The sequence below is a fragment of the Micromonospora sp. NBRC 107095 genome, assembly GCF_030269705.1.
Taxonomy (GTDB): Bacteria; Actinomycetota; Actinomycetes; order Mycobacteriales; family Micromonosporaceae; genus Micromonospora; species Micromonospora parva.
In genome coordinates, this window is sequence record NZ_BSTU01000001.1 from 351,177 (window position 1) to 369,641 (window position 18,465).

The 18,465-nt window shown below is 72.3% G+C and carries 17 protein-coding genes and 3 tRNA genes; 8 read left to right on the forward strand and 12 right to left on the reverse strand.

The features are described 5' to 3' along the window. Window positions 1–11: 11 nt before the first annotated feature. Window positions 12–755 (forward strand): enoyl-CoA hydratase/isomerase family protein, encoded by a 744-nt coding sequence (locus QSK15_RS01700; protein WP_285792578.1) that lies wholly within the window; start codon window positions 12–14, stop codon window positions 753–755. Between the two features lie 66 nt (window positions 756–821). Here the strand turns inward: QSK15_RS01700 and QSK15_RS01705 are convergent, their stop codons facing one another. Further along, window positions 822–2,165, reverse strand: a complete 1,344-nt coding sequence (locus QSK15_RS01705; protein WP_285792579.1) for an ABC transporter substrate-binding protein — start codon at window positions 2,163–2,165, stop codon at window positions 822–824. Window positions 2,166–2,321: 156 nt separating this feature from the next. On the opposite strand from QSK15_RS01705, the gene QSK15_RS01710 reads away from it, so the two are divergent. Further along, a complete protein-coding gene (locus tag QSK15_RS01710) occupies window positions 2,322–2,711 on the forward strand; it encodes a hypothetical protein (protein WP_030332223.1) in 390 nt (129 codons plus the stop codon). A gap of 85 nt (window positions 2,712–2,796) precedes the next feature. On the opposite strand, the gene QSK15_RS01715 is transcribed toward QSK15_RS01710, so the two are convergent. Then, complete coding sequence (locus QSK15_RS01715) at window positions 2,797–3,237, reverse strand: hypothetical protein (protein ID WP_285792580.1); 441 nt, start codon at window positions 3,235–3,237, stop codon at window positions 2,797–2,799. A 127-nt stretch (window positions 3,238–3,364) separates the two neighbouring features. Between QSK15_RS01715 and QSK15_RS01720 the strand changes: the two genes are divergently transcribed. Continuing rightward, a complete protein-coding gene (locus tag QSK15_RS01720) occupies window positions 3,365–4,069 on the forward strand; it encodes a DUF2786 domain-containing protein (protein WP_285792581.1) in 705 nt (234 codons plus the stop codon). A 12-nt stretch (window positions 4,070–4,081) separates the two neighbouring features. On the opposite strand, the gene QSK15_RS01725 is transcribed toward QSK15_RS01720, so the two are convergent. Further along, window positions 4,082–4,609, reverse strand: a complete 528-nt coding sequence (locus tag QSK15_RS01725; protein WP_285792582.1) for an SRPBCC family protein — start codon at window positions 4,607–4,609, stop codon at window positions 4,082–4,084. 165 nt (window positions 4,610–4,774) lie between these two features. Between QSK15_RS01725 and QSK15_RS01730 the strand changes: the two genes are divergently transcribed. Beyond that, window positions 4,775–5,887, forward strand: coding sequence for a hypothetical protein (locus QSK15_RS01730; protein ID WP_285792583.1), 1,113 nt, complete (start codon window positions 4,775–4,777; stop codon window positions 5,885–5,887). Window positions 5,888–6,287: 400 nt separating this feature from the next. On the opposite strand, the gene QSK15_RS01735 is transcribed toward QSK15_RS01730, so the two are convergent. The 8 genes from QSK15_RS01735 to QSK15_RS01770 all read right to left on the reverse strand — a co-directional run bounded on the left by QSK15_RS01735 (window position 6,288) and on the right by QSK15_RS01770 (window position 11,846). After that, window positions 6,288–6,361: transfer RNA gene (locus tag QSK15_RS01735), tRNA-Phe, on the reverse strand. Window positions 6,362–6,460: 99 nt separating this feature from the next. Next, window positions 6,461–6,534: transfer RNA gene (locus tag QSK15_RS01740), tRNA-Asp, on the reverse strand. Between the two features lie 31 nt (window positions 6,535–6,565). Further along, window positions 6,566–6,638 (reverse strand) — tRNA-Glu (locus QSK15_RS01745). Between the two features lie 154 nt (window positions 6,639–6,792). Continuing rightward, window positions 6,793–7,572, reverse strand: a complete 780-nt coding sequence (locus tag QSK15_RS01750) for a polysaccharide deacetylase family protein (RefSeq protein WP_285792584.1) — start codon at window positions 7,570–7,572, stop codon at window positions 6,793–6,795. 76 nt (window positions 7,573–7,648) lie between these two features. Next, complete coding sequence (locus QSK15_RS01755; protein ID WP_285794298.1) at window positions 7,649–8,587, reverse strand: MerR family transcriptional regulator; 939 nt, start codon at window positions 8,585–8,587, stop codon at window positions 7,649–7,651. Further along, entirely contained in the window at window positions 8,577–9,197 is a 621-nt protein-coding gene (gene idi, locus QSK15_RS01760; protein ID WP_285792585.1) for an isopentenyl-diphosphate Delta-isomerase, read from the reverse strand. Before idi ends, QSK15_RS01755 begins: the two co-directional genes overlap by 11 nt. Then, on the reverse strand, window positions 9,194–10,675 hold the full coding sequence (gene crtI / locus QSK15_RS01765; RefSeq protein WP_030332239.1) for a phytoene desaturase family protein: 1,482 nt from the start codon (window positions 10,673–10,675) through the stop codon (window positions 9,194–9,196). Before crtI ends, idi begins: the two co-directional genes overlap by 4 nt. 28 nt (window positions 10,676–10,703) lie before the next feature. Continuing rightward, on the reverse strand, window positions 10,704–11,846 hold the full coding sequence (locus QSK15_RS01770) for a polyprenyl synthetase family protein (protein ID WP_285792586.1): 1,143 nt from the start codon (window positions 11,844–11,846) through the stop codon (window positions 10,704–10,706). A 66-nt stretch (window positions 11,847–11,912) separates the two neighbouring features. On the opposite strand from QSK15_RS01770, the gene QSK15_RS01775 reads away from it, so the two are divergent. Together QSK15_RS01775 and QSK15_RS01780 are read left to right on the forward strand one after the other, a co-directional pair. Beyond that, window positions 11,913–12,836 carry a phytoene/squalene synthase family protein gene (locus QSK15_RS01775; protein ID WP_285792587.1) on the forward strand — a complete coding sequence of 308 codons (924 nt, stop codon included), beginning with the start codon at window positions 11,913–11,915 and terminating at the stop codon, window positions 12,834–12,836. After that, window positions 12,833–14,155: a cryptochrome/photolyase family protein gene (locus QSK15_RS01780; RefSeq protein ID WP_285792588.1), complete on the forward strand. Its 1,323-nt coding sequence runs from the start codon at window positions 12,833–12,835 to the stop codon at window positions 14,153–14,155. Before QSK15_RS01775 ends, QSK15_RS01780 begins: the two co-directional genes overlap by 4 nt. Here the strand turns inward: QSK15_RS01780 and QSK15_RS01785 are convergent, their stop codons facing one another. Beyond that, window positions 14,156–15,232: a serine hydrolase domain-containing protein gene (locus tag QSK15_RS01785; protein WP_285792589.1), complete on the reverse strand. Its 1,077-nt coding sequence runs from the start codon at window positions 15,230–15,232 to the stop codon at window positions 14,156–14,158. Between the two features lie 80 nt (window positions 15,233–15,312). Between QSK15_RS01785 and QSK15_RS01790 the strand changes: the two genes are divergently transcribed. Both QSK15_RS01790 and QSK15_RS01795 read left to right on the forward strand, forming a co-directional pair. Beyond that, on the forward strand, window positions 15,313–16,800 hold the full coding sequence (locus tag QSK15_RS01790; protein WP_285792590.1) for a dihydrolipoyl dehydrogenase family protein: 1,488 nt from the start codon (window positions 15,313–15,315) through the stop codon (window positions 16,798–16,800). Window positions 16,801–17,340: 540 nt separating this feature from the next. Next, window positions 17,341–18,345, forward strand: a complete 1,005-nt coding sequence (locus QSK15_RS01795; protein ID WP_238657870.1) for a LacI family DNA-binding transcriptional regulator — start codon at window positions 17,341–17,343, stop codon at window positions 18,343–18,345. Window positions 18,346–18,465: the final 120 nt, after the last annotated feature.

Genomic DNA, 18,465 nt, shown 5'->3' on the forward strand with positions numbered 1-18,465 from the left:
AGGCCAGCTCAATGACCGGGCTGCGGATCGAGGAGCGGCCGGACCGGCTGGTGGTCACCCTGGACCGGCCGGAGAAGCGCAACGCCATCGACGCCGACCTGATCGCCGAGCTGCACCAGGTCTGCGCCGAGTTGGAAGCCCGTCCGCGTCTGCTGCTGCTCACCGGTGGCACGGCGGGCATCTTCGCCGGTGGCGCCGACATCGGCCAGCTCCGCGAGAGGGGTCGCACCGACGCCCTCGCGGCGATCAACTCGGCCGCCTTCGCCCGCATCCGGGCGCTGCCGATGCCGACGGTGGCGGCCGTCGACGGCCCGGCGTTGGGCGGTGGCGCGGAGCTGGCGTACTCCTGTGATCTGCGGGTGTGCACGGCGCGGGCGGTCTTCGGCCAGCCGGAGGTGCGGTTGGGCATCCTGGCCGGCGCCGGCGCGACCCACCGGCTGCCCGCGTTGATCGGCGAGGGTCGGGCCAAGGAGCTGCTCTTCACCGGCCGGCGGGTGGACGCCGCCGAGGCGCTGCGGATCGGCCTGGTGAACCGGGTGGTGGACGAGCCCGACGAGCTGCTGCCGGTGGCGCACGCGGTGCTGGACGAGATCGCCCTGGGTTCACCGTTGGCGCTGCGGCTGACCAAGCTGGCGGTGGACGCGCCGGCCGCCGCGCACCCGCACCTCGACCTGGTCAGCCAGGCGGTGCTCTTCGAGGACGACGAAAAGCACCGCCGGATGACCGAGTTCCTGCAGCGCCGTCGGCCGCGCTGACCCCCGTACCCGAAAACGGCCGCACCGGCGGGAAGCCGGTGCGGCCGTCGTGGGCCTCAGGTCCTGCTACTGCCCGATCTGCACCCCGGCGTCGGCCAGGCCGCGGATCACCTGGGCGGACTCACCGAAACCGATGATCAGTACGGCGTCCGCACCGAACTCCTTGATCTCCTTCGCGCCACCGCTGAAGTCGACCGGCGCCGCCTTCGCGTCGGCCGGCGGCTCGTACGTCAGCAGCTTGAGCCGGTCGTCGGCGATGCCCGCCTTCGCCAGCTCGTCGCGGACGGTGGCCTGGAGGCCCTCGCCGTAGGAGTCCTTGCGGGCGACGATGACGATCTTCTGGGATCCGTCGCGGAGGATCACGTCGGCCAGTGCCCGGCCCTGGAGGCTGTCCGGCGGGGCGGTGCGGAAGTAGAGGCCCTTGTCCTCCACGTCGGTCAGGCCGCTGTCGGTGTTGGACGGGGAGAAGAGGATCTTCCCGGCCTGCACCACGTCCGGCAGCACCTCGCGGGAGATACCGGAACCACCCGCGCCGATGATCACGCTGACGCCGTCCGTCACGTGCTTGGCCACCGTCGCCTTGGCCACCGTCGGGCTGGTGCCGTCGTCGCCGTCCTTCCACGTCACCGGCTTGCCCAGGGCGCCACCCGCGGCGTTGATCTCCTTGATCGCCAGCGCGGCGCCGGCGGCCATCGGGGGATAGGCGATCGCGAGGTCACCGGTCTTCGGCAGCAAACCGCCCAGGACCAGCGGCTCCTGGTCGGGGTCCCCACCGGCGCGCTGCTTCTTCGGCTTCGGCGGCGTCTTGGTGCTCGCCGCCGACTCGATGCCCGCACCGACGAACTCGGTCTTGCCGTCGTTGATCTGCTGCCCGTCGAAGGTCAGCGTGGCGTAGCTCGCGGTGGCCGGCTCACCCTTGTCGGTGAAGCCCGCCCGGGTCAGCGAGACGCTGCGGTACTCGATGTCCTGCCCGTTGCGGGCCAACGCGAGGCAGCTGGCGGGGTCCTCGCAGCGCTGCCCGTCGTTTGTCACACCGACGATCTGCTTGGCGATGTCCGCCGGGTTGGTGCTGCCGGCCAACTGGGCGGCGAGCACGGCGATCACCACCGCGTCGTACGTCTCGGCGGAGTAGAGGTAGTCCGTCAGCGCCGGATCGACGGCCCGTAGCCGGCTCTTGAAGTCGTCCGGCAGCGGGGTGAGCGGCGTGGTGCCCTTCATCCCGTCGACGAGGCTCGCCCGTTCCTTCAACTCGGCAGGATAGGAGTTGAGCATGTTGCCGTCCGTGCCGTAGAGGCGCACCTGTTGGGCGCTTGCCTCCTCGGGCTTGTCATCCCCGCAAGCGCTCGTGGCGAGCAGGATCGTCGCGCAGGCAGCCAGTGTGGCTACCCGCGAGCGGCGTGTTACGAACATGGGTCGTCCTTCCTCCGGCGAAGGTCCGCTGCGCACATTAGCGTGCCGAGGCCGGCGGCGGGACCGTGGAGGCGGCGTAATGCGCAGGTCGCTCGCATTGAACACGGACAGTGACGGTTGTCGGGGGACTTGACCACCCGTCCTACTGTGCGCTGAGTGACCGACCTACCACAGCAGACGTTCGATGACGCGGCCGCCGTGCTCCGTTCGGCGCTGACCGGCGATGGAGACGCGGTGGTGGGAGCGTTCGACGCGGTCGTCGACCGGGCCGGCCTGAGCGGCGCGTACGGGGTCGCCTGGTGCCTGGCGGCGACCATGCTCGGTGACGCGCCAGCGGCGAGCGGGGCGGCGCTCGACTTCCCGGGGATCGACCAGGCCGGGTACGACACCCGCTGGGTGGCCCGCTTCGTCAGTGCGTACGCGAATCAGGACGAACCCACCGGCGAGGCCCTGTTCGGCGCGGCGGCTGCGGATGGGCTGCTCCCGGACTGCCTGCTGACGCTTGCCGGCTCGACGATCGCCACCCTGCGCAGCCGCGCCGGCTGACGCGTCGACGGGCCGCGGTGGGTGCGGCGTTGTCGGCGGGCCGCGGCGTCCGTCGGGGGGCGGACGCCGCGGCCGCGTGGCTCGGTCAGAAGGCGTGGTACGCGATCAGCGGTTCGTACTCGTACCGCAGGTTCTCGAAGCGGACCCGGAAGTTGACGCCGTCCTTGACGTTGGTCGCCACCGTGGTCCAGCCCGAGTTGGCCGGCAGGTAGGTCCAGTAGTTGCAGGCGCTCGTCTTGTCGACGAAGATCACGCACGCTTCGGTGGCGTACACGCTCGCGTTGCGGACGTTGATGTCGCGACAGCGCGTGGTGGTGCGGTACTGGCCGGCCGAGCCGCCGTAACGGCCCGTCTCGAAGTACGACCGGACCGCCCCGCCGTAACAGGTGGCGAGCGGGGCGAACGCGTTCGGCCCGGAGTTGACCGGTGCGGTCGGTGTTGTCGGTTCCGCCCGGGCGGGCGTGCCGGCGGCGAGCAGTGCGGTGGCGGTGGCGACGGCGAGCAGGCGAGCGGTCGGGGATGGCATTCGTTCCTCCGGAAACAGGTGATTGACCGTCCGTATAGGACTGATCATCTGATCGTGACGATGATACGTATCGATCGATTCCGGCGCGGCCCCGACGAGGTCCGGCCCGTGTGATAGCTCTGTAGGCATGTCCGAGGCCATCCTCAGCAAGGTGCGCAAGTTGCTGGCCAAGGCCGAGGACCCAGCCTGCACACCCGCCGAGTCGGCCGCGTTCACCGCCAAGGCGACCGAGCTGATCGCCCGGTACGGCGTGGACCGGGCCCTCCTCGCCGCCCGCGACCCCACCACCGACCCGGTCGGCGACCGGGTGCTGGACATCGTCGCCCCGTACGCCCGCGACAAGGTCGGCCTGCTCGCCGCGGTGGCCGAGCCCCTGCGCTGCCGCTGCGTACGCCGCCGGCAGGGCAACGGGTTCGCAATGCACCTCTTCGGCTTCGCCAGCGACCTGGAACGGGTCGACCTGCTCTTCACCTCACTGCTCGTGCAGGCGGCGCACGGCCTGGCCGCCACCGAGGTGCCAGCCGACGACCACCCGGCGGCCTTCCGGCGCTCCTGGCTGGCCGGTTTCGCCGAGGTGGTGGGCGGCCGACTCTGGGCGGCCGAAACGGCGGCGGCCAGCGATTCGGGCACGCCGTCGATGGCGCTGGTGCTGGCCGACCGGTCCGACCGGGTCCAGCGACGGCTCACCGAGGAGTACCCGCGGCTGCGCACCGCACCGCCGCGCCGGCTGGGTGGCACCGGCTTCGGCTCGGGGGCTGAAGCCGGACAACGCGCCAACCTCGGTGGTCGGGACCTCGGCGGCGCCGTTGCCGATCGGCAACTCGGCCGGTGACCTCGTGCGCCGTCAGGCCGGCGTGGTGGGGCGGTGGCGCGACACCGCGGCGACGTAGCGGGTGAGCAACTCGTGCCAGCCGGCGGTGAGCGCCTTGCGGTAGCCCTCGGCGGCCTCGCCGTGCCGGTCGAAGTGCCGATGCTCCAGCTCGACCCGGGTGCGTTCCGGCCCCTCGGAATGGAACAGCACCTCGACCTCGCTCGCGCGGGCCGGGTCCGGCACCGGTGCCCGATCCGGGCCGATCTGCCAGACGAAGACAAGCCGGCGAGGCGGATCCCAGGTGAGCACCCGACCCCAGTCGGCGCGGAAACCGTACGGACCCAACTCGTAGAGCATGCCCCCGGCCCGCGGCTCCATGCCCAGCTCGGCCAACGCGTGCGGGCCGGACCAGGTGTACTCGGTGACCCACCAGTCGGTCAGCTCATCAGTGAAGACCGCGAACGCGTGCTCGGCGGAGCTTGGGACGACAAGGCTGCACCGGAGAGAGAACTGGCCGACGTCCTGCCGGATGTCGGCCGGATCAGTCAATTCCTGTCCCATAGGCCCGGACCATACCGGCTGATGCCCGGCTGTGCAGCTTCGCGCGGTGCCCGGTTCCAGACAGAGGGTCGCCGGGTCGTCACGGACGGGATGCCCGATCGGAAAGCGGGTAACCGCGCCCAACGGCTCGGACGACCGGGCCGGAAGCAGGCGGGGCGGGAGAGCATGAGCGAGAGCGGGCAGCAGCGGGAGCCGGACCGGGACGTCGGCCCGGACGTCCTGCTCGACATACCGAAGGTCTCCGTCGACTCCATCCGACTGGCGGTCGACGGCCTGGAGGCCGACCTGTCGCTGCGCGCGCGAGTGGCCAACCTGCTCCAGGTCGACGCCGGCGTACGGGTGCACCTCAACGGCGGCGAGTTGAACGTCAACGGCGTGAACGCCGAGGCGCAGCTGCGGGTCCGGTTGGAGCAGCTGACCAGGATCCTGGGGCGAGCGCTCGACACACTCGACAACAACCCACAGATCATCGAGGTGCTCGCGCGCACCGCCGTCGACGACCTGGGGCGCAGCACCCAACAGGTGACCTCGGGCGCGGCGGAGATCAAAGCGTCGAGCCGGTACTCGGACCGCGCACGCGACGAGCCGGGCCGGCAGGTTGGTGCAGCCGGGCCGTCGGTCGACCGTGATCGTCCGGCTTCCGATCGTCCGGCTTCCGATCGGCCGGCTTCCGATCGGCCGGGTCTCGGTCAGCCTGCGTCTGGTCAGCCTGGACCTGGTCAGCCTGGACCTGGTCGGCCGGGTTCTGATCAGCCTGCGTCGGGTCGGCCTGCGTTGGGTCGGCCTGCGTTGGGTCGGCCTGCGTCTGATCGGGCGGATGCGGGTCGGGCGGATGCGGGTCGGGCGGATGCGGGTCGGGCGGATGCGGGTCGGGCGGATGCCGGTCGGTTCGGGGCAGGTCCGGCCGGGTCGGCACCGGATGCTGGCGGCCCCGGACCGCGAGCTGGCGGACCCGGGGCAGCTGATCAGGGGCATCCGCAGGGGCAGCGACCGGCCGGGGCGGGCCAGGGTCCGCAACGCTCCGAGGGGCCGGCGGGGACCGCGGCCGGAGATAACCGCGGCAAGCCTGGTCAGCCGGCCGGGGCCGGTCCGAGCCCGTCCGGGGATGGCGACGGTGGTCTGCCGGGCGCGGCGCAGGCGGCGGCCCAGAGCGCGGCGCAGGGTGCGGCCCAACTCGCCGAGCAGGCGGGTGAGACGTTGCGACAGGCCGGACGCAGCGTGTGGGAGGCGATCCAGGGCAGCGTTGCGCAGCACCGCCCGCAGGGCCGCCGCGACTAGCGCCGCCTGGTCGCGCGCCGGGACTGATGCCGCCTGGTCGCGCGCCGGGATGGACGCCGCCTGGGTCGCGCGCCGGGACTGACGCCCCCGTCGCCCGTCGGGACCGCCAGGTAGCCGCGAGGCGTAGGTGATCGACTCGGTTTCCTTGATATCGCGGTGTCGCGCGCGCGGGGACAGCCCGATCTCCTGAAAGCCGAGTCGATCAAGCGGACCGGGGTGTTGCTGATCACGCAGGCGGGTCGGGCCGGTCGCGTGGGCCGGTGGCTGGGCGCACGTGGGCCGGCCGGAGGTCGTCGGCGCAAGCGCCGGAAACAGTTGACCGGCGCAAGCGCCGGAAACAGCAAGATCCCCACCTGCGAATCCGCTGGTGGGGACCTCTGTAGCCCGGCGAAAGGCTATGTGGCCAGGGGCGGGGTCGAACCGCCGACCTTCCGATTTTCAGTCGGACGCTCGTACCAACTGAGCTACCTGGCCGTGCCGCTCGGATCATGTTACCCGGCAACCGGACGAACCGGTGGCAAGGCGACCTGCTCCGATACGCAGAACGCCGCGCGGGGCGCGGCGTCAGCGCTGCGGTCCTGACGGGACTTGAACCCGCGACCTCCGCCTTGACAGGGCGGCGAGCACTCCAACTGCTCCACAGGACCTAGCTTGTGTTGCTCCGGCTTGCGCCGGTCGTGCCCCCAACGGGATTCGAACCCGTGCTACCGCCTTGAAAGGGCGGCGTCCTGGGCCGCTAGACGATGAGGGCGGCCCCGCCATCATTGCACACTCGCAACTTCAAGCGGACTTGCTCCCATCCGGCCCCGCCGGAGGCTTCGAAAGCATACGTGATGCCCGGCCGGTCGACAAAATCGGTATCACCAAGGGCTTGGGACGGGTCATAACCACAGGTCAGGACGGTTCTAGCGGAGTCGGGTGATGCCGAAACGCCGCTTCAGATCGGCGATCATCTTCGGGCAGGCGGCGAGGGTCGCGGCCCGATTTCCGCCTCCGTCATGCAGCAGCACGATGGCCCCGGGGCGGGTGGCGGCGTGGACCCGTTTGCCGATGGTGGCCGCGGTGGGCTTGTCCCAGTCCTGCGGGTCGACCGACCAGTGCAGCGGGCGCATGCCGAGGTTCTTGGCCACCCCGAGCACCTCCGACGTCCACCGGCCGCCCGGTTGCCGGTAGAACGGCACCTTTGCGCCGGGAGAGGCCTTCTGGATGGCCTTGTTGGTGCGGTCCAGGTCGGCCCGAATCTCGGCGACGGGTCGTCGGGCGAGATCGAGGTCGTGTCGCCAACTGTGGTTGCAGAGCTGGTGTCCCTCCCGGACGATCCGTCGGACCAGCTCCGGGTGGCGCTGCACCTCCCGACCGACGACGCAGAAGGTCGCCGTCACCTTGGCGGCCTTCAGCTGGTCGAGCACCTTGGGTGTCCAGGCTGGGCTGGGCCCGTCGTCGAACGTCAGGGCCACCGGGCGTACGCCGGTGTTGCGACCCAGACCGGCGGGGAGCTTGGCCGGCAGTGGCCGCAGTGGCGGTTTGGCCGGCTTGGTGACGCTGGGGTGCGGTTTCGGGGTGGGCGGCGCTGTCGATTCCGGCGGTGGGGCACTGACGGGTGCGATGGTGCGGTGCGGCTGGGCACAGCCGGACAAGAACAGCGCCATGGCGAGGACGGACGCCAGGACGGCGCGGGCTTGCATCTGCTCGCTCCCGGAGGGGTCGGGGTAGGCGGACCCGCCCGACGGTAGTTGACGCCGCCAGCCGGGGACAGTGCGATCAGTCACGCCTCGACTGGTGCAGGGCGTCGCGCACGGCAGCGGAGAGCGAGACCGCCTCGGCCAGGTCCACCGGCCGCACCACCCCGGCGGGCAGGGTGTCGGCGCGCCAGCCGGGGCCGGCGGCGAGCACCAGCAACGGGCGTCGGGGTGCGGCCAGGAGCGCGCTGAGTTGGGCCGGGTCGGCGGTGGCCCGAGTTTGTGACCAGAGCACCACGGCGGCCGGTCCGGTCCGGTTGACCGCCTCGACGAGCGCGGCCACCGGCACCCGGGCGCCGAGCATCCGGTAGCTGACACCGGCCTCCGCGAGCGCCGCGGCCAGCGCCTCCAGCGGCAGGGTGTGCTGTTCCTCGTCGGCGCAGGAGAGCAGGATCCGGGCCGGCCCGGTGGGGACCTTGGCCCGGCTGGCCGCCGCGAGCGCTTCCGAGACGCAGCGGGACATGAGGTGTTCCACCTCGATCAGACCGGAGGTGGCGGCGTGCCGTTCGCCGATGCCGGCGAGGACCGGGCGCAGCAGGCCGTCCCAGGTGGCGACGACGCCGTCGGCGGCCAAGGCGTGCGCGATCGTCTCGCTGATCGCCGCCGCGTCCAGGCGCATGGCAGCCCGGGCCAGTCCCCGGGCCGCCGGGCCGGCACGGCCGACCGGGATGGTGCCGCCGCCGTCACGGCCGGTCGGGTGGATCCGGGTGACGGTGCCGTTGGTCGTCGGATCCGGAGCCTGGCGGGCCCAGCGGGCCGCCTCGGCGGGGCTCACCCCCTCGGCGGTGAGTCGCCGCATGATCTCCAGGCGGACCAGGTCGGAAGGGGTGTACCGGCGGTGGTGACCGGGGATGTGTTCGCTGGGACCGAGCCCGTAGCGCTGGTGCCAGGTGCGCAGGGTCGTCACCGCGACCCCCAACCGGCGTGCGACAGCGCCCGCGCTCAGCGCCTCATCGACCACCCGACCGCTCCGCCGTGTCATCCGCCGACGGTCCGGGCGGGGTCATGACCGGACCGGTTGCGCCCGACCGGGACTCCGAGGGGCGGAGCAGCCGGTTCACCACCCCGCCCAGCCAGGGCGCGTACGACCGGGGGTCACTGGTCAACTCGGCCTCCAGCGCGGCGGGATCGGCCCACCGCAGCTCGGCCACCTCGTCCGGGTCGGGCAGCAGCGGAGCGCCGGGCAGGAACTCGCCTCGCAGCACGTGGTCGTACTCGAACTCGACCCGACCGGTGGCCGGGTCCTCGGCGTAGTAGACGTAGATGCCGACCTCGGTCAGCTCGACCGGGCCCGCGCCCAACTCCTCACTCAGCCGGCGGTTGGCCGCCTCGGCGAGCGACTCCCCGGGCTGCGGGTGGCCGCAGCAGGAGTTGGCCCAGCGCAGCGGGAACCGGGTCTTGGCGGCGGCCCGGCGCTGGAGCAGCACCTGGCCGTCCGGGTCCATCAGTAACACCGAGAAGGCCCGGTGCAGTTGCCCCGGGGGTTGGTGCGCGGCAGCGACGGTCGTCTCGCCGTGGGCCTTGCCGGTGTCGTCGACGAGTTCGACGAGATGTTTTTCACGGCTGCTCATCGGCCTTCCCCGGTGATTCGGCCGGCGGCGAGCTTGCCGGAGATGAGCACCATCGGTACGCCCACGCCGGGCTGGGTCCCGGAGCCGACGAACACCACGTTCGACAGGTCGCGGTGCAGGTTGGACGGGCGGAACGGGCCGGTCTGGAAGAGGGTGTGCGCGGCGGCGAACGGGGTGCCCGCTGCCATTCCCTGCTCCTCCCACTCGGCGGGGGTGACCGCCCGTAGCACCTCGACCCCGGCGCCGAAGCCGACGTAGCCGCGCTCCTCCAGGGTGCCGATCAGCTGCTCGGTGTAGCGCTTGGTCAGGTCGCCGCGCCACTCGAACGGCGACCGGTGCAGGTTGGGCACCGGGGCGAGCACGTAGTAGGTGTGCCGGTCCGCAGGGGCCACCGCGGGGTCGGTCCGGCTCGGGTTGGTCACCAGCAGTGACGGATCGGTCATCAACTCGCCCCGCCGGATGACCTCATCGAAGGTGCCCTTCCACGCGCGTCCGAAGTGGATGTTGTGATGGGCGATCTTCGCATAGGACTGTCGGGAGCCGACGTGCAGAACGACGCAGGACGGCGAGTAGGTGAGCCGACGGCGCGGCTCGGCGGGGAGCAGGTCCCGGTAGGCGACCGGCAGGTCGGGGTTGAGCACCACCACGTCCGCCGGCACCAGCTCGCCGTCGGCGGTGAGCACGCCGGTGGCCCGACCGTTGGCGGTCTCCACCCGGGTCACGGTGGTGTCGTACCGGATCTGCACGCCGTGCTTCTCGGCCGCGCCGGCCATCGCCCGGGAGACCGCGTGGATGCCGCCGCGCGGGAAGTAGACCCCGGCCACCGAGTCGAGGTACGCGATGACCGCGTAGATGGCCAGCGCGTCGTGCGGCGCGAGGCCGGCGTACATCGCCTGAAAGGAGAAGATCCGCTGGGTACGCGGGTCCCGGAAGAACTGGTTGATCTTCGTTTGGAGGCGTCGGAAGGCCCCGCCGCCGAGCAGCTTGAGCAGGTTGCCGGTGATCAGATCGGTCGGCGCGTCCAGGTTGCGCTCGATGAAGTCGGTGCGTTCCAGCCGCCACAGCTCCCGCGCGTACTCGACGAACCGCAGGTAGCCGTCGGCCTCCCGAGGCCCGCAGACCCGGGAGATCTCGGCCGCCATCCGGGTGGTGTCGGTGAGTACGTCGAGGGTCGAGCCGTCCGGGTAGTACGCCCGGTAGGCGGGATCGATCGGGGTCAGGTCCAGCCAGTCGCGCAGCTCCTCGCCGACCGCGCCGAGCGCCTCGGCGATCAGGTCGGGCATGGTGAGCACTGTCGGGCCGGTGTCGAACTCGTAGCCGTCCACGCCCAGCCGGCCGGCCCGCCCGCCGGGCACCGGCTCGCGTTCCAGCACTGTCACCTGTCGACCGCTGCCGGCCAGGTGCAGGGCACAGGCGAGCCCACCCAGCCCGGCTCCGACGACCACCACCCGGTCCGTCCGTCCGCTCACCGTCCGCACGTGACCACCTCCTCGCTCAAGTCGCTCATCAGGCCCGCCGGTTGGTTGCGGCGGTGGCCAGCCCGGTCAGCGCGGTGCGCGCCGTCTGGTCCACGGGTGCAGCGTCGAGCGCGGCCAGCGCGTCGCTCACCCGCTCGGCGATCATCTGCTCCACCCGGGTCACCGCGCCGGTCTCGGCGACCAGCCCGGCGAGCTTGTCGACCGGGCCGTCGGCGGCCCGCTCCAACGCGGTGAGCTGGGCCGGGGTGGCCAGCTCCCGGGCCAGCATGAGCAGCGCGGTCGGTTTGCCGGTGCGGAGGTCGTCACCGGTCGGCTTGCCGGTGGCCGCCGGGTCGCCGTAGACGCCGAGCAGGTCGTCGCGGAGCTGGAACGCCTCGCCGACGGCCAGGCCGTAGCGGGTGTAGGTGGAGACCAGCGGATCGTCGGCGGGCACCCCGGCCAGGGTGGCCCCGAAGAGCAGTGGTCGCTGGACGGTGTAGCTAGCGGTCTTGTAGCGGGCCACCCGCAGCGCCCGGTCGACCGACCAACTGGCCGGGGCGTTCTCGCCGAGCACGTCGAGATACTGCCCGGCGACCGTCTCCACCCGCATCTGGTCGTAGCAGCGGCGCACCTCGAGGAGTCGGGTCGACGGCACCGAGGCGTGGGACAGCAACTGGTCGGCCCAGACCATGCAGAGGTCGCCGACGAGCACGGCGACGGCCTCGCCGAACCGGCCGGGGTCACCCCGGTGGCCGGCGGCGAGGTGCTGTTCGGCGAGTGCGACGTGCGCGGTGGGCCGGCCACGGCGGGTGGTGGACGCGTCCATCACGTCGTCGTGCACCAGCGCGAAGGTGTGCAGCAGCTCCAGCGCGGCCAGCGCGGGCAGCACCGGCGGCAGCGCCGCGGTGCCGCCGACCGCCCCGCGCCAACCCCAGTAGGCGAACGTGGACCGGATCCGTTTGCCGCCGGCCAGGACGGCCTCCCGGGCGGTGGCGGCGAAGCTTCCCATCGACGGGTCGATGTCGTGGAGGGTGTCAACCTCGGCGGTGAGGAAAGTGTCCAGGGTCTCGTCGACCGCCGTTACCAGATCGTGGGTGTACGCGGCCAGAACGGCGCGGACCGGATCGTCCCCGTCCGCCGGCCCAGCCGGCGCCACGCGGGTCACGTCACCCGCAACTGCGTCGTTGGCCATGTGGCCGAGCGTACCCTAGGCTACGGGTTGCGTCGATTGGTGCGTCGATAAATTAGAGGAGGGCCGGTGGAAACCGATCTCACCGCTGCCTATGACCGGTGTCGTGAGCTGCACAAACGCCACGGCCGCACCTACTATCTCGCCACCCGCCTGCTTCCCGCTTGGAAACGACGGCATGTGCACGCCCTCTACGGGTTCACCCGGTACGCGGACGAGATCGTCGACCGCACCGAGGCCCTGCCGCCGGCCGAACGGGCCGCCCTGCTGGACAACTGGGCCGGCCAGTTCGTGGCCGGTCTGCACGGTGCGTCGGTCGACGACCCCCTGTTGCCGGCCGTGCTGCACACGATCGCCGTCTTCGATCTCGACCGGGACGACTTTGCGTCGTTTCTGAAGAGCATGGCGATGGACCTCACCGTCACCGCGTACCCGACCTACGACCACCTGCTCGACTACATGGAGGGTTCGGCGGCGGTCATCGGCACCATGATGCTGCCGATCCTGGGCAGCTGCGACCCGGCGGCGGCTCGGGAGCCGGCCCGACAGCTCGGCTTCGCCTTCCAGCTCACCAACTTCATCCGGGACGTCGCCGAGGACCTCGACCGGGGCCGCACCTACCTGCCGGACGAGGACCTGGCGAAGTTCGGGGTCACCCGCGAGGAGTTGGTAGCGGCCCGCGACCGAGGTCGCGGTACGCCCCGGATCCGCGAGCTGATCGAGTACGAGGTGACCCGCGCCCAGGCGCACTACGCCGCCGCCGCACCGGGCATCACCATGCTCGCGCCCGCCTCGCAGGCCTGCATGCGCACCGCGTACGCGCTCTACGGCGGCATCCTCGACGAGGTGGCCGCGCAGGATTACGACGTCTTCGTTCGGCGGGCCCTGGTGCCACAGCGGCGACGGATGGCGGTGGCCGCCCGGGCCCTGCTCACCCCGACCGGGACCCCGGTCGTCATCCCCGGGCCGGCGATCCACCCGGAGAGCCGGTGACCGCGAGTACGGCGATCGTGCTCCTCACCCGCGACCTGCGGGTGCACGACCACCCGGCGTTGGCCAGCACGTGTGCGGCCTTCGACCAGGTGGTGCCGCTGTACGTGCTCGACCCGGTGTTGGCCGACCGGTCCGCCAACCGCACCCGCTTCCTGCACCAGGCCCTGGCCGACCTGCGCGCCCAACTCCGCGATCTCGGTGGCGACCTGGTGGTCCGGCACGGTGACCCGGTGACCGAGACGATCCGGCTGGCCGCCGAGGTCGACGCCTCCGCCGTGGCGCTCTCGGCCGACGTCAGCCGCTACGCCAGCCGGCGGGAACGGCGACTACGCGCCGAGTGCGAGCGGCACCGGCTGCACCTGCGACTTTTTCCCGGGCTGACAGTGGTCGAGCCGGGCGCGTTGCGGCCCGGCGGCGGTGACCACTACCGGGTGTTCAGCCCGTACCACCGGGCCTGGGCGGCCCACCGGTGGCGCGAGGAGCTGGCGGCACCGCGGCGCATCGCGCTGCCCGACCGGGTCCGCGTGGGCCAGCTGCCGGCGCTGCCCGTCGGCGACTCGCCGGACGCGGCTGTCGGTGGTGAGCGGGTGGCCCGGCAACGGCTCACCGACTGGTTGCCCGAGCTGACCCGGTACGGCGATCAGCACGACGACATGGCCGGCGACGACACCTCGCGGCTGAGCCCGTACCTGCGCTTCGGTTGCGTGTCGCCGCTGGCGGTGGCGAACCGTGCCGGGGACCGGTCCGGCCCGTTCGTCCGGCAGCTCTGCTGGCGGGACTTCTACTACCAGGTCACCGCCGCTTTCCCGGAGATCTCGACCACGGCGTACCGGCGGGGCGCGACCGAGCGGTGGCGCTACGACGACGACGCGTTGGCGGCCTGGACCGAGGGCCGGACCGGGATGCCGATCGTCGACGCCGGGATGCGGCAGCTGCGGACGCAGGGTTGGATGCACAACCGGGCCCGGCTGATCACCGCCGGCTACCTCACCAAGCACCTCGGGCAGGACTGGCGGTCCGGGGTGGCGGTCTTCTTCCGTTGGCTGCTCGACGGGGACGTGGCCAACAACTCCGGCAACTGGCAGTGGGTCGCCGGCACCGGCAACGACACCAAGCCGTACCGGGGGTTCAACCCGGTACGGCAGGCCGAACGGTACGACCCGGCCGGCGACTACGTGCGCCGGTGGGTGCCGGAGCTGGCGGGGGTGCAGGGCAAGGCCATCCACCAGCCGTGGCGGCTGCCCGACGGGCTGCGCCGCACGCTCGACTACCCACCGCCGCTCTCGGTGCCCGGCACCGACCCCGTCTGGCTGCGCTGATCAGAGCACCGAGTGCAACGCCTCGACCAGCTCGTCCACCCGGTCGTGCTCGGCGAGGTGCGCGGTGGCGTACGCGAAGGTGTAGCCGCGCTCGGGGTCGGCCCACGCGCTGCTGCCGCCGATGCCGCCCATGCCCCAGCTGCCGTCCGGTTCGCGTTGCATGCCCAACGTCCACTGGACCGGGCGGTCCAGCACCAGGTCCGGCCCGTCGTACTGGACCCGGGTGGTCTCCGCGATCAGCTCCGGGCTGACCAGCCGGACACCGTTCAGGACGCCGCCGGCCAGCAGCCCGGCGTAGAGCCGGGCCAGGCTGGGCGCGGTGGCGTGCAGATTGACCGCGGGCATCTCGGCACCCCGCCACAGCGGGCTGTTCAGCACGGCGAGGTCCAGCCCGCCGGCCGGGTTGCCCAGCGCCCGCGCCCGCAGTGACAGCGGTTCGCCGAGCTTCCGACCGGGCCACTGCGGGTCGCCGTACCGCAGGTCCGCGCAGCGTTGCTGGTCCGCCTCGGTCAGCCCGAAGCCGAGGTCGAGCTGCCAGGGGTCCGCGACCTCCTCGGCCAGGAACCGACCCAGCGACCGCCCGTCGACCCGGCGGACCAGCTCACCCACCAGATGCCCGTACGTCCAGGCGTGTTCCCCGGCGACCGAGCCCGGCGACCACTCGGGGTCGGCGGCGGCCAGGTCACCGGTGAGCAGCGCCCAGTCGGCGATCGCGGTGGCCGGTCGGGGCACCGGGAAGGCCGGCAGCCCGGCGGTGTGCGACAACACCTGCCGCACTGTGGCGGGAGTGCGGAACTCCGGCCAGTACCGGTCCACCGGCGCGTCGAGGTCGACAGTTCCCCGGTCGACGAGCAGCAGCAGGCAGAGCGCGGCCACCGGCTTGCCGACCGAGTAGACGTTGACCAGCGTGTCCGGCAGCCACGGCGCGTCGCCCGGCCGGTGGCCGCTGCGGGAGCCGCCGACCAGGTCCACGACCGGCTGCCCGTCGTACCAGATGGTCAAGCTGGCCCCGGTCTCCCGTCCGGAGGCGAGCAGGTCGTGGAAGTGGTCCCGGACCGGAGTGAAGCGTGCGTGCATCCGGTCACGGTAGGCGTCCGGGCCGGTGCGCGTGCCGGCTTTTCCGCCGACCTCGGTGGCCGGGGTGGTGTCGCTGGGGGATGCTGTTCGGTGTGGCGGAGCCGGAGCTGGTGGATGTGGTCGTGGTCGGGCTCGGAGTCGGCGGCGAGGAGGTGGCCGAACGGCTCGCCGAGGCCGGCCTGAGCGTTGTCGGCGTCGAACGGGATCTCGTCGGCGGGGAGTGCCCGTACTGGGGCTGCATTCCGAGCAAGATGATGATCAGGGCGGCCAACGCACTCGCCGAGGCCCGCCGGGTCGACGGGCTCGGCGGGACGGCGCAGGTCCAGCCGGACTGGGCACCGGTGGCGAAGCGGATCCGCGAGGAAGCCACCGACACCTGGGACGACACGGTCGCGGCCGAGCGGTTCATCGGCAAGGGCGGCCGGCTCGTGCGGGGCAGCGGGCGGCTCGACGGTCCGCGCCGGGTCCGCGTCGGTGACCAGGTGTTCGAGGCCCGGTACGGGGTGGTGCTGGGCACCGGTACCCGTCCAACGGTGCCGCCCATCGACGGCCTGGCCGACACGCCGTACTGGACCAACCACCAGGCGATCGAGGTCGAGGAACTGCCCGAGTCGCTGCTGGTGCTCGGCGGCGGTGCGATCGGCCTGGAGTTGGCGCAGGTCTTCGCCCGCTTCGGGGTCCGGGTCACAGTGGTCGAGGCGATGGACCGGGTGCTGGCCGTCGAGGAGCCCGAGGCGTCCGAGGTCGCCGCCAGGGCGCTGCGCGCCGACGGCGTGGAGATCCACACCGGGGTACGCGCCGAACGGGTCGAGCACGACGGGACCACGTTCACAGTGTGCGGTGGCGGCGGCACGGAGTTCACCGCCGAACGGCTGCTGGTGGTGACCGGCCGCAAGGCGCACCTGGCCGAGTTGGGTCTGGACACGATCGGCCTGGACGCCGGCCAGCGTTTCCTCCCCGTCGACGACCGGCTGCACGTCACCGACCATGTCTGGGCGGTCGGTGACCTGACCGGCGAGGGCGCCTTCACCCACATCGCCATGTACCAGGCGGGGATCGTGATCGCCGACATCCTGGCCGTTGCCCGGCAGGCGAAGGCGGGGGCGGACGCCAGCGGCACCTCCAGCGTGGTCGGTGGAGCGATGGGCGCGTCCAGCTCGCTGGCCGCCAGCGGATCGAGCGGGTCGGCCGGCACCGTGCCGCGAGCCGATTACCGCGCGCTGCCCCGGGTGACCTTCACCGACCCCGAGGTCGGCGCGGTCGGGCTCACCGAGCGGCAGGCCCGCGACCGTGGCATCAACGTGCAGGTGGGCTTCACCGAACTCGGCAGCTCGACCCGAGGCTGGATCCATCGGGTCGGCGACGACGGTTTCATCAAGCTCGTCGCGGACGCCGACCAGGGCGTGCTGATAGGCGCGACCTCGGTCGGGCCGGCCGGCGGCGAGGTGCTCTCCGCACTGGTGGTGGCGGTGCACGCGGCGGTGCCGCTGAGTCAGCTCCGGCACATGATCTACGCGTACCCGACCTTCCACCGGGCCATCGAGTCCGCGCTGCGCGATCTGTCCTGACAACCGCCCCCGCGCCCCCGCGCCCCCGCGCCCTCGCGCCCCCGCGCCCTCGCGCCCCCGCGCCCTCGCGCCCCCGCGCCTCCGCGCCCTCGCGCCTCCGCGCCCTCGCGCCTCCGCGCCCTCGCGCCTCCGCGCCCTCGCGCCTCCGCGCCCTCGCGCCTCCGCGCCCTCGCGCCTCCGCGCCCTCGCGCCCTCGCGCCCCTCGCGCCCCCGCGCCCTCGCGCCCCCCGCGCCCCGGCGCCCTCGCGCCCCCGCGCCCTCGCGCCCCCCGCGCCCCGGCCCAAGATCCGCGCAACTTCCCGGATGTTGCTGCCTCCGACGTGCGGGAGACATCAATATCCCTGTTGTTGCGCGGATCTTGGCGGCGCGGGCGATGCAGGCGACGGGGCGGTCGACCTGGCCGCGCCCATCGCGAAGGCCTACCCGTGGCCCGTGGACGCGCCTATTTGATGGCCGATGGGAGGAATGCGGCAGCCGGACAGCAAGCGCAGCGCATTTTGCTGTTCATTTCTTTCATCAGGGCGACGTACGATTGCGCCCGTGACCAAGCGGTTGACAGAAGTTGCCAAGAAGGCGGGCGTCAGCGAGGCCACCGTCAGCCGGGTGCTCAACGGCCGGGACGGCGTCTCCGAGGCGACCCGGACGGCCGTGCTGACGGCGCTGGACGTGCTCGGTTACGAGCGGCCGACCAAGTTGCGGGGCGAGCGCGCCCGACTGGTCGGGTTGGTGCTGCCCGAGTTGCAGAACCCGATCTTCCCGGCGCTGGCAGAGGTCGTCACCGGCACGCTCGCCCAGCGCGGCTACACCCCGGCGCTCTGTGCCCGCACCATCGGCGGGGTCTCCGAAATGGACTACGTGGAGATGCTCCTCGACCACCAGGTCTCCGGGGTGATCTTCGCTGGTGGCTCGTACGCGCTCGCCGACGCCCGGCACGACCACTACCGCCGGCTGACCGACCGAGGGCTTCCGGTCGTGTTGGTCAACGCAGGTGTCGACGAACTGGGGTTCCCCCGGGTCTCCACCGACGACGCGGTGGCGGTGGAGCAGGCGTACGGACACCTGCGGTCGCTCGGGCACGAACGGATCGGGATGGTGCTCGGCCCGGAAGGGCATGTGCCGTCGCGGCGCAAGCTCGACGCGATGATCCAGGCGGCGGGCTGGGACGAGGGCGACGCTGAGTGCGTCGAGCGCTCCAGCTTCTCGATGGAGGGGGCGCGGGTCGCCGCGACGAAGTTGGTCGAGCGGGGCGTGACCGGCATCATCTGCGCCAGCGACGTCCTGGCGTTGGGCACGATCCGCGCGGCTCGGCGGCTGGGCCGTTCGGTGCCGGCCGACGTGTCGGTGGTGGGCTTCGACGACTCCGCGTTCATGACGTGCACCGATCCGCCGTTGACCACGGTGCGGCAGCCGATCGAGACGATGGGGCAGGCCGCCGTGGATCTGCTGGTCACCCAGATCGAGGGTGCCGGCGTGTTGCAGGACGAGCTGCTGTTCGAGCCGGAGCTGGTGGTACGGGGCTCCACCGCACCCGCCCCCGGCCGTTAGCCACCGCCACCGCCACCGCCACCGCCACCGCCACCGCCGCCGGCACCGCCACCGCGCCCGTCCCCGCCCGCCGGGGTCCACACCGTACGACGCTTCGGCCGTCGACCGCTTCTCGCGGTC

Excerpts from the sequence above, each read along its gene's own strand:
- QSK15_RS01700 (WP_285792578.1), top strand. The coding sequence starts at position 12 with ATGACCGGGCTGCGGATCGAGGAGCGGCCGGACCGGCTGGTGGTCACC.
- QSK15_RS01705 (WP_285792579.1), bottom strand. The coding sequence starts at position 2,165 with ATGTTCGTAACACGCCGCTCGCGGGTAGCCACACTGGCTGCCTGCGCG.
- QSK15_RS01715 (WP_285792580.1), bottom strand. The coding sequence starts at position 3,237 with ATGCCATCCCCGACCGCTCGCCTGCTCGCCGTCGCCACCGCCACCGCA.
- QSK15_RS01720 (WP_285792581.1), top strand. The coding sequence starts at position 3,365 with ATGTCCGAGGCCATCCTCAGCAAGGTGCGCAAGTTGCTGGCCAAGGCC.
- QSK15_RS01725 (WP_285792582.1), bottom strand. The coding sequence starts at position 4,609 with ATGGGACAGGAATTGACTGATCCGGCCGACATCCGGCAGGACGTCGGC.
- QSK15_RS01730 (WP_285792583.1), top strand. The coding sequence starts at position 4,775 with ATGAGCGAGAGCGGGCAGCAGCGGGAGCCGGACCGGGACGTCGGCCCG.
- QSK15_RS01750 (WP_285792584.1), bottom strand. The coding sequence starts at position 7,572 with ATGCAAGCCCGCGCCGTCCTGGCGTCCGTCCTCGCCATGGCGCTGTTC.
- idi (WP_285792585.1), bottom strand. The coding sequence starts at position 9,197 with ATGAGCAGCCGTGAAAAACATCTCGTCGAACTCGTCGACGACACCGGC.
- QSK15_RS01770 (WP_285792586.1), bottom strand. The coding sequence starts at position 11,846 with ATGGCCAACGACGCAGTTGCGGGTGACGTGACCCGCGTGGCGCCGGCT.
- QSK15_RS01785 (WP_285792589.1), bottom strand. The coding sequence starts at position 15,232 with ATGCACGCACGCTTCACTCCGGTCCGGGACCACTTCCACGACCTGCTC.
- QSK15_RS01790 (WP_285792590.1), top strand. The coding sequence starts at position 15,313 with ATGCTGTTCGGTGTGGCGGAGCCGGAGCTGGTGGATGTGGTCGTGGTC.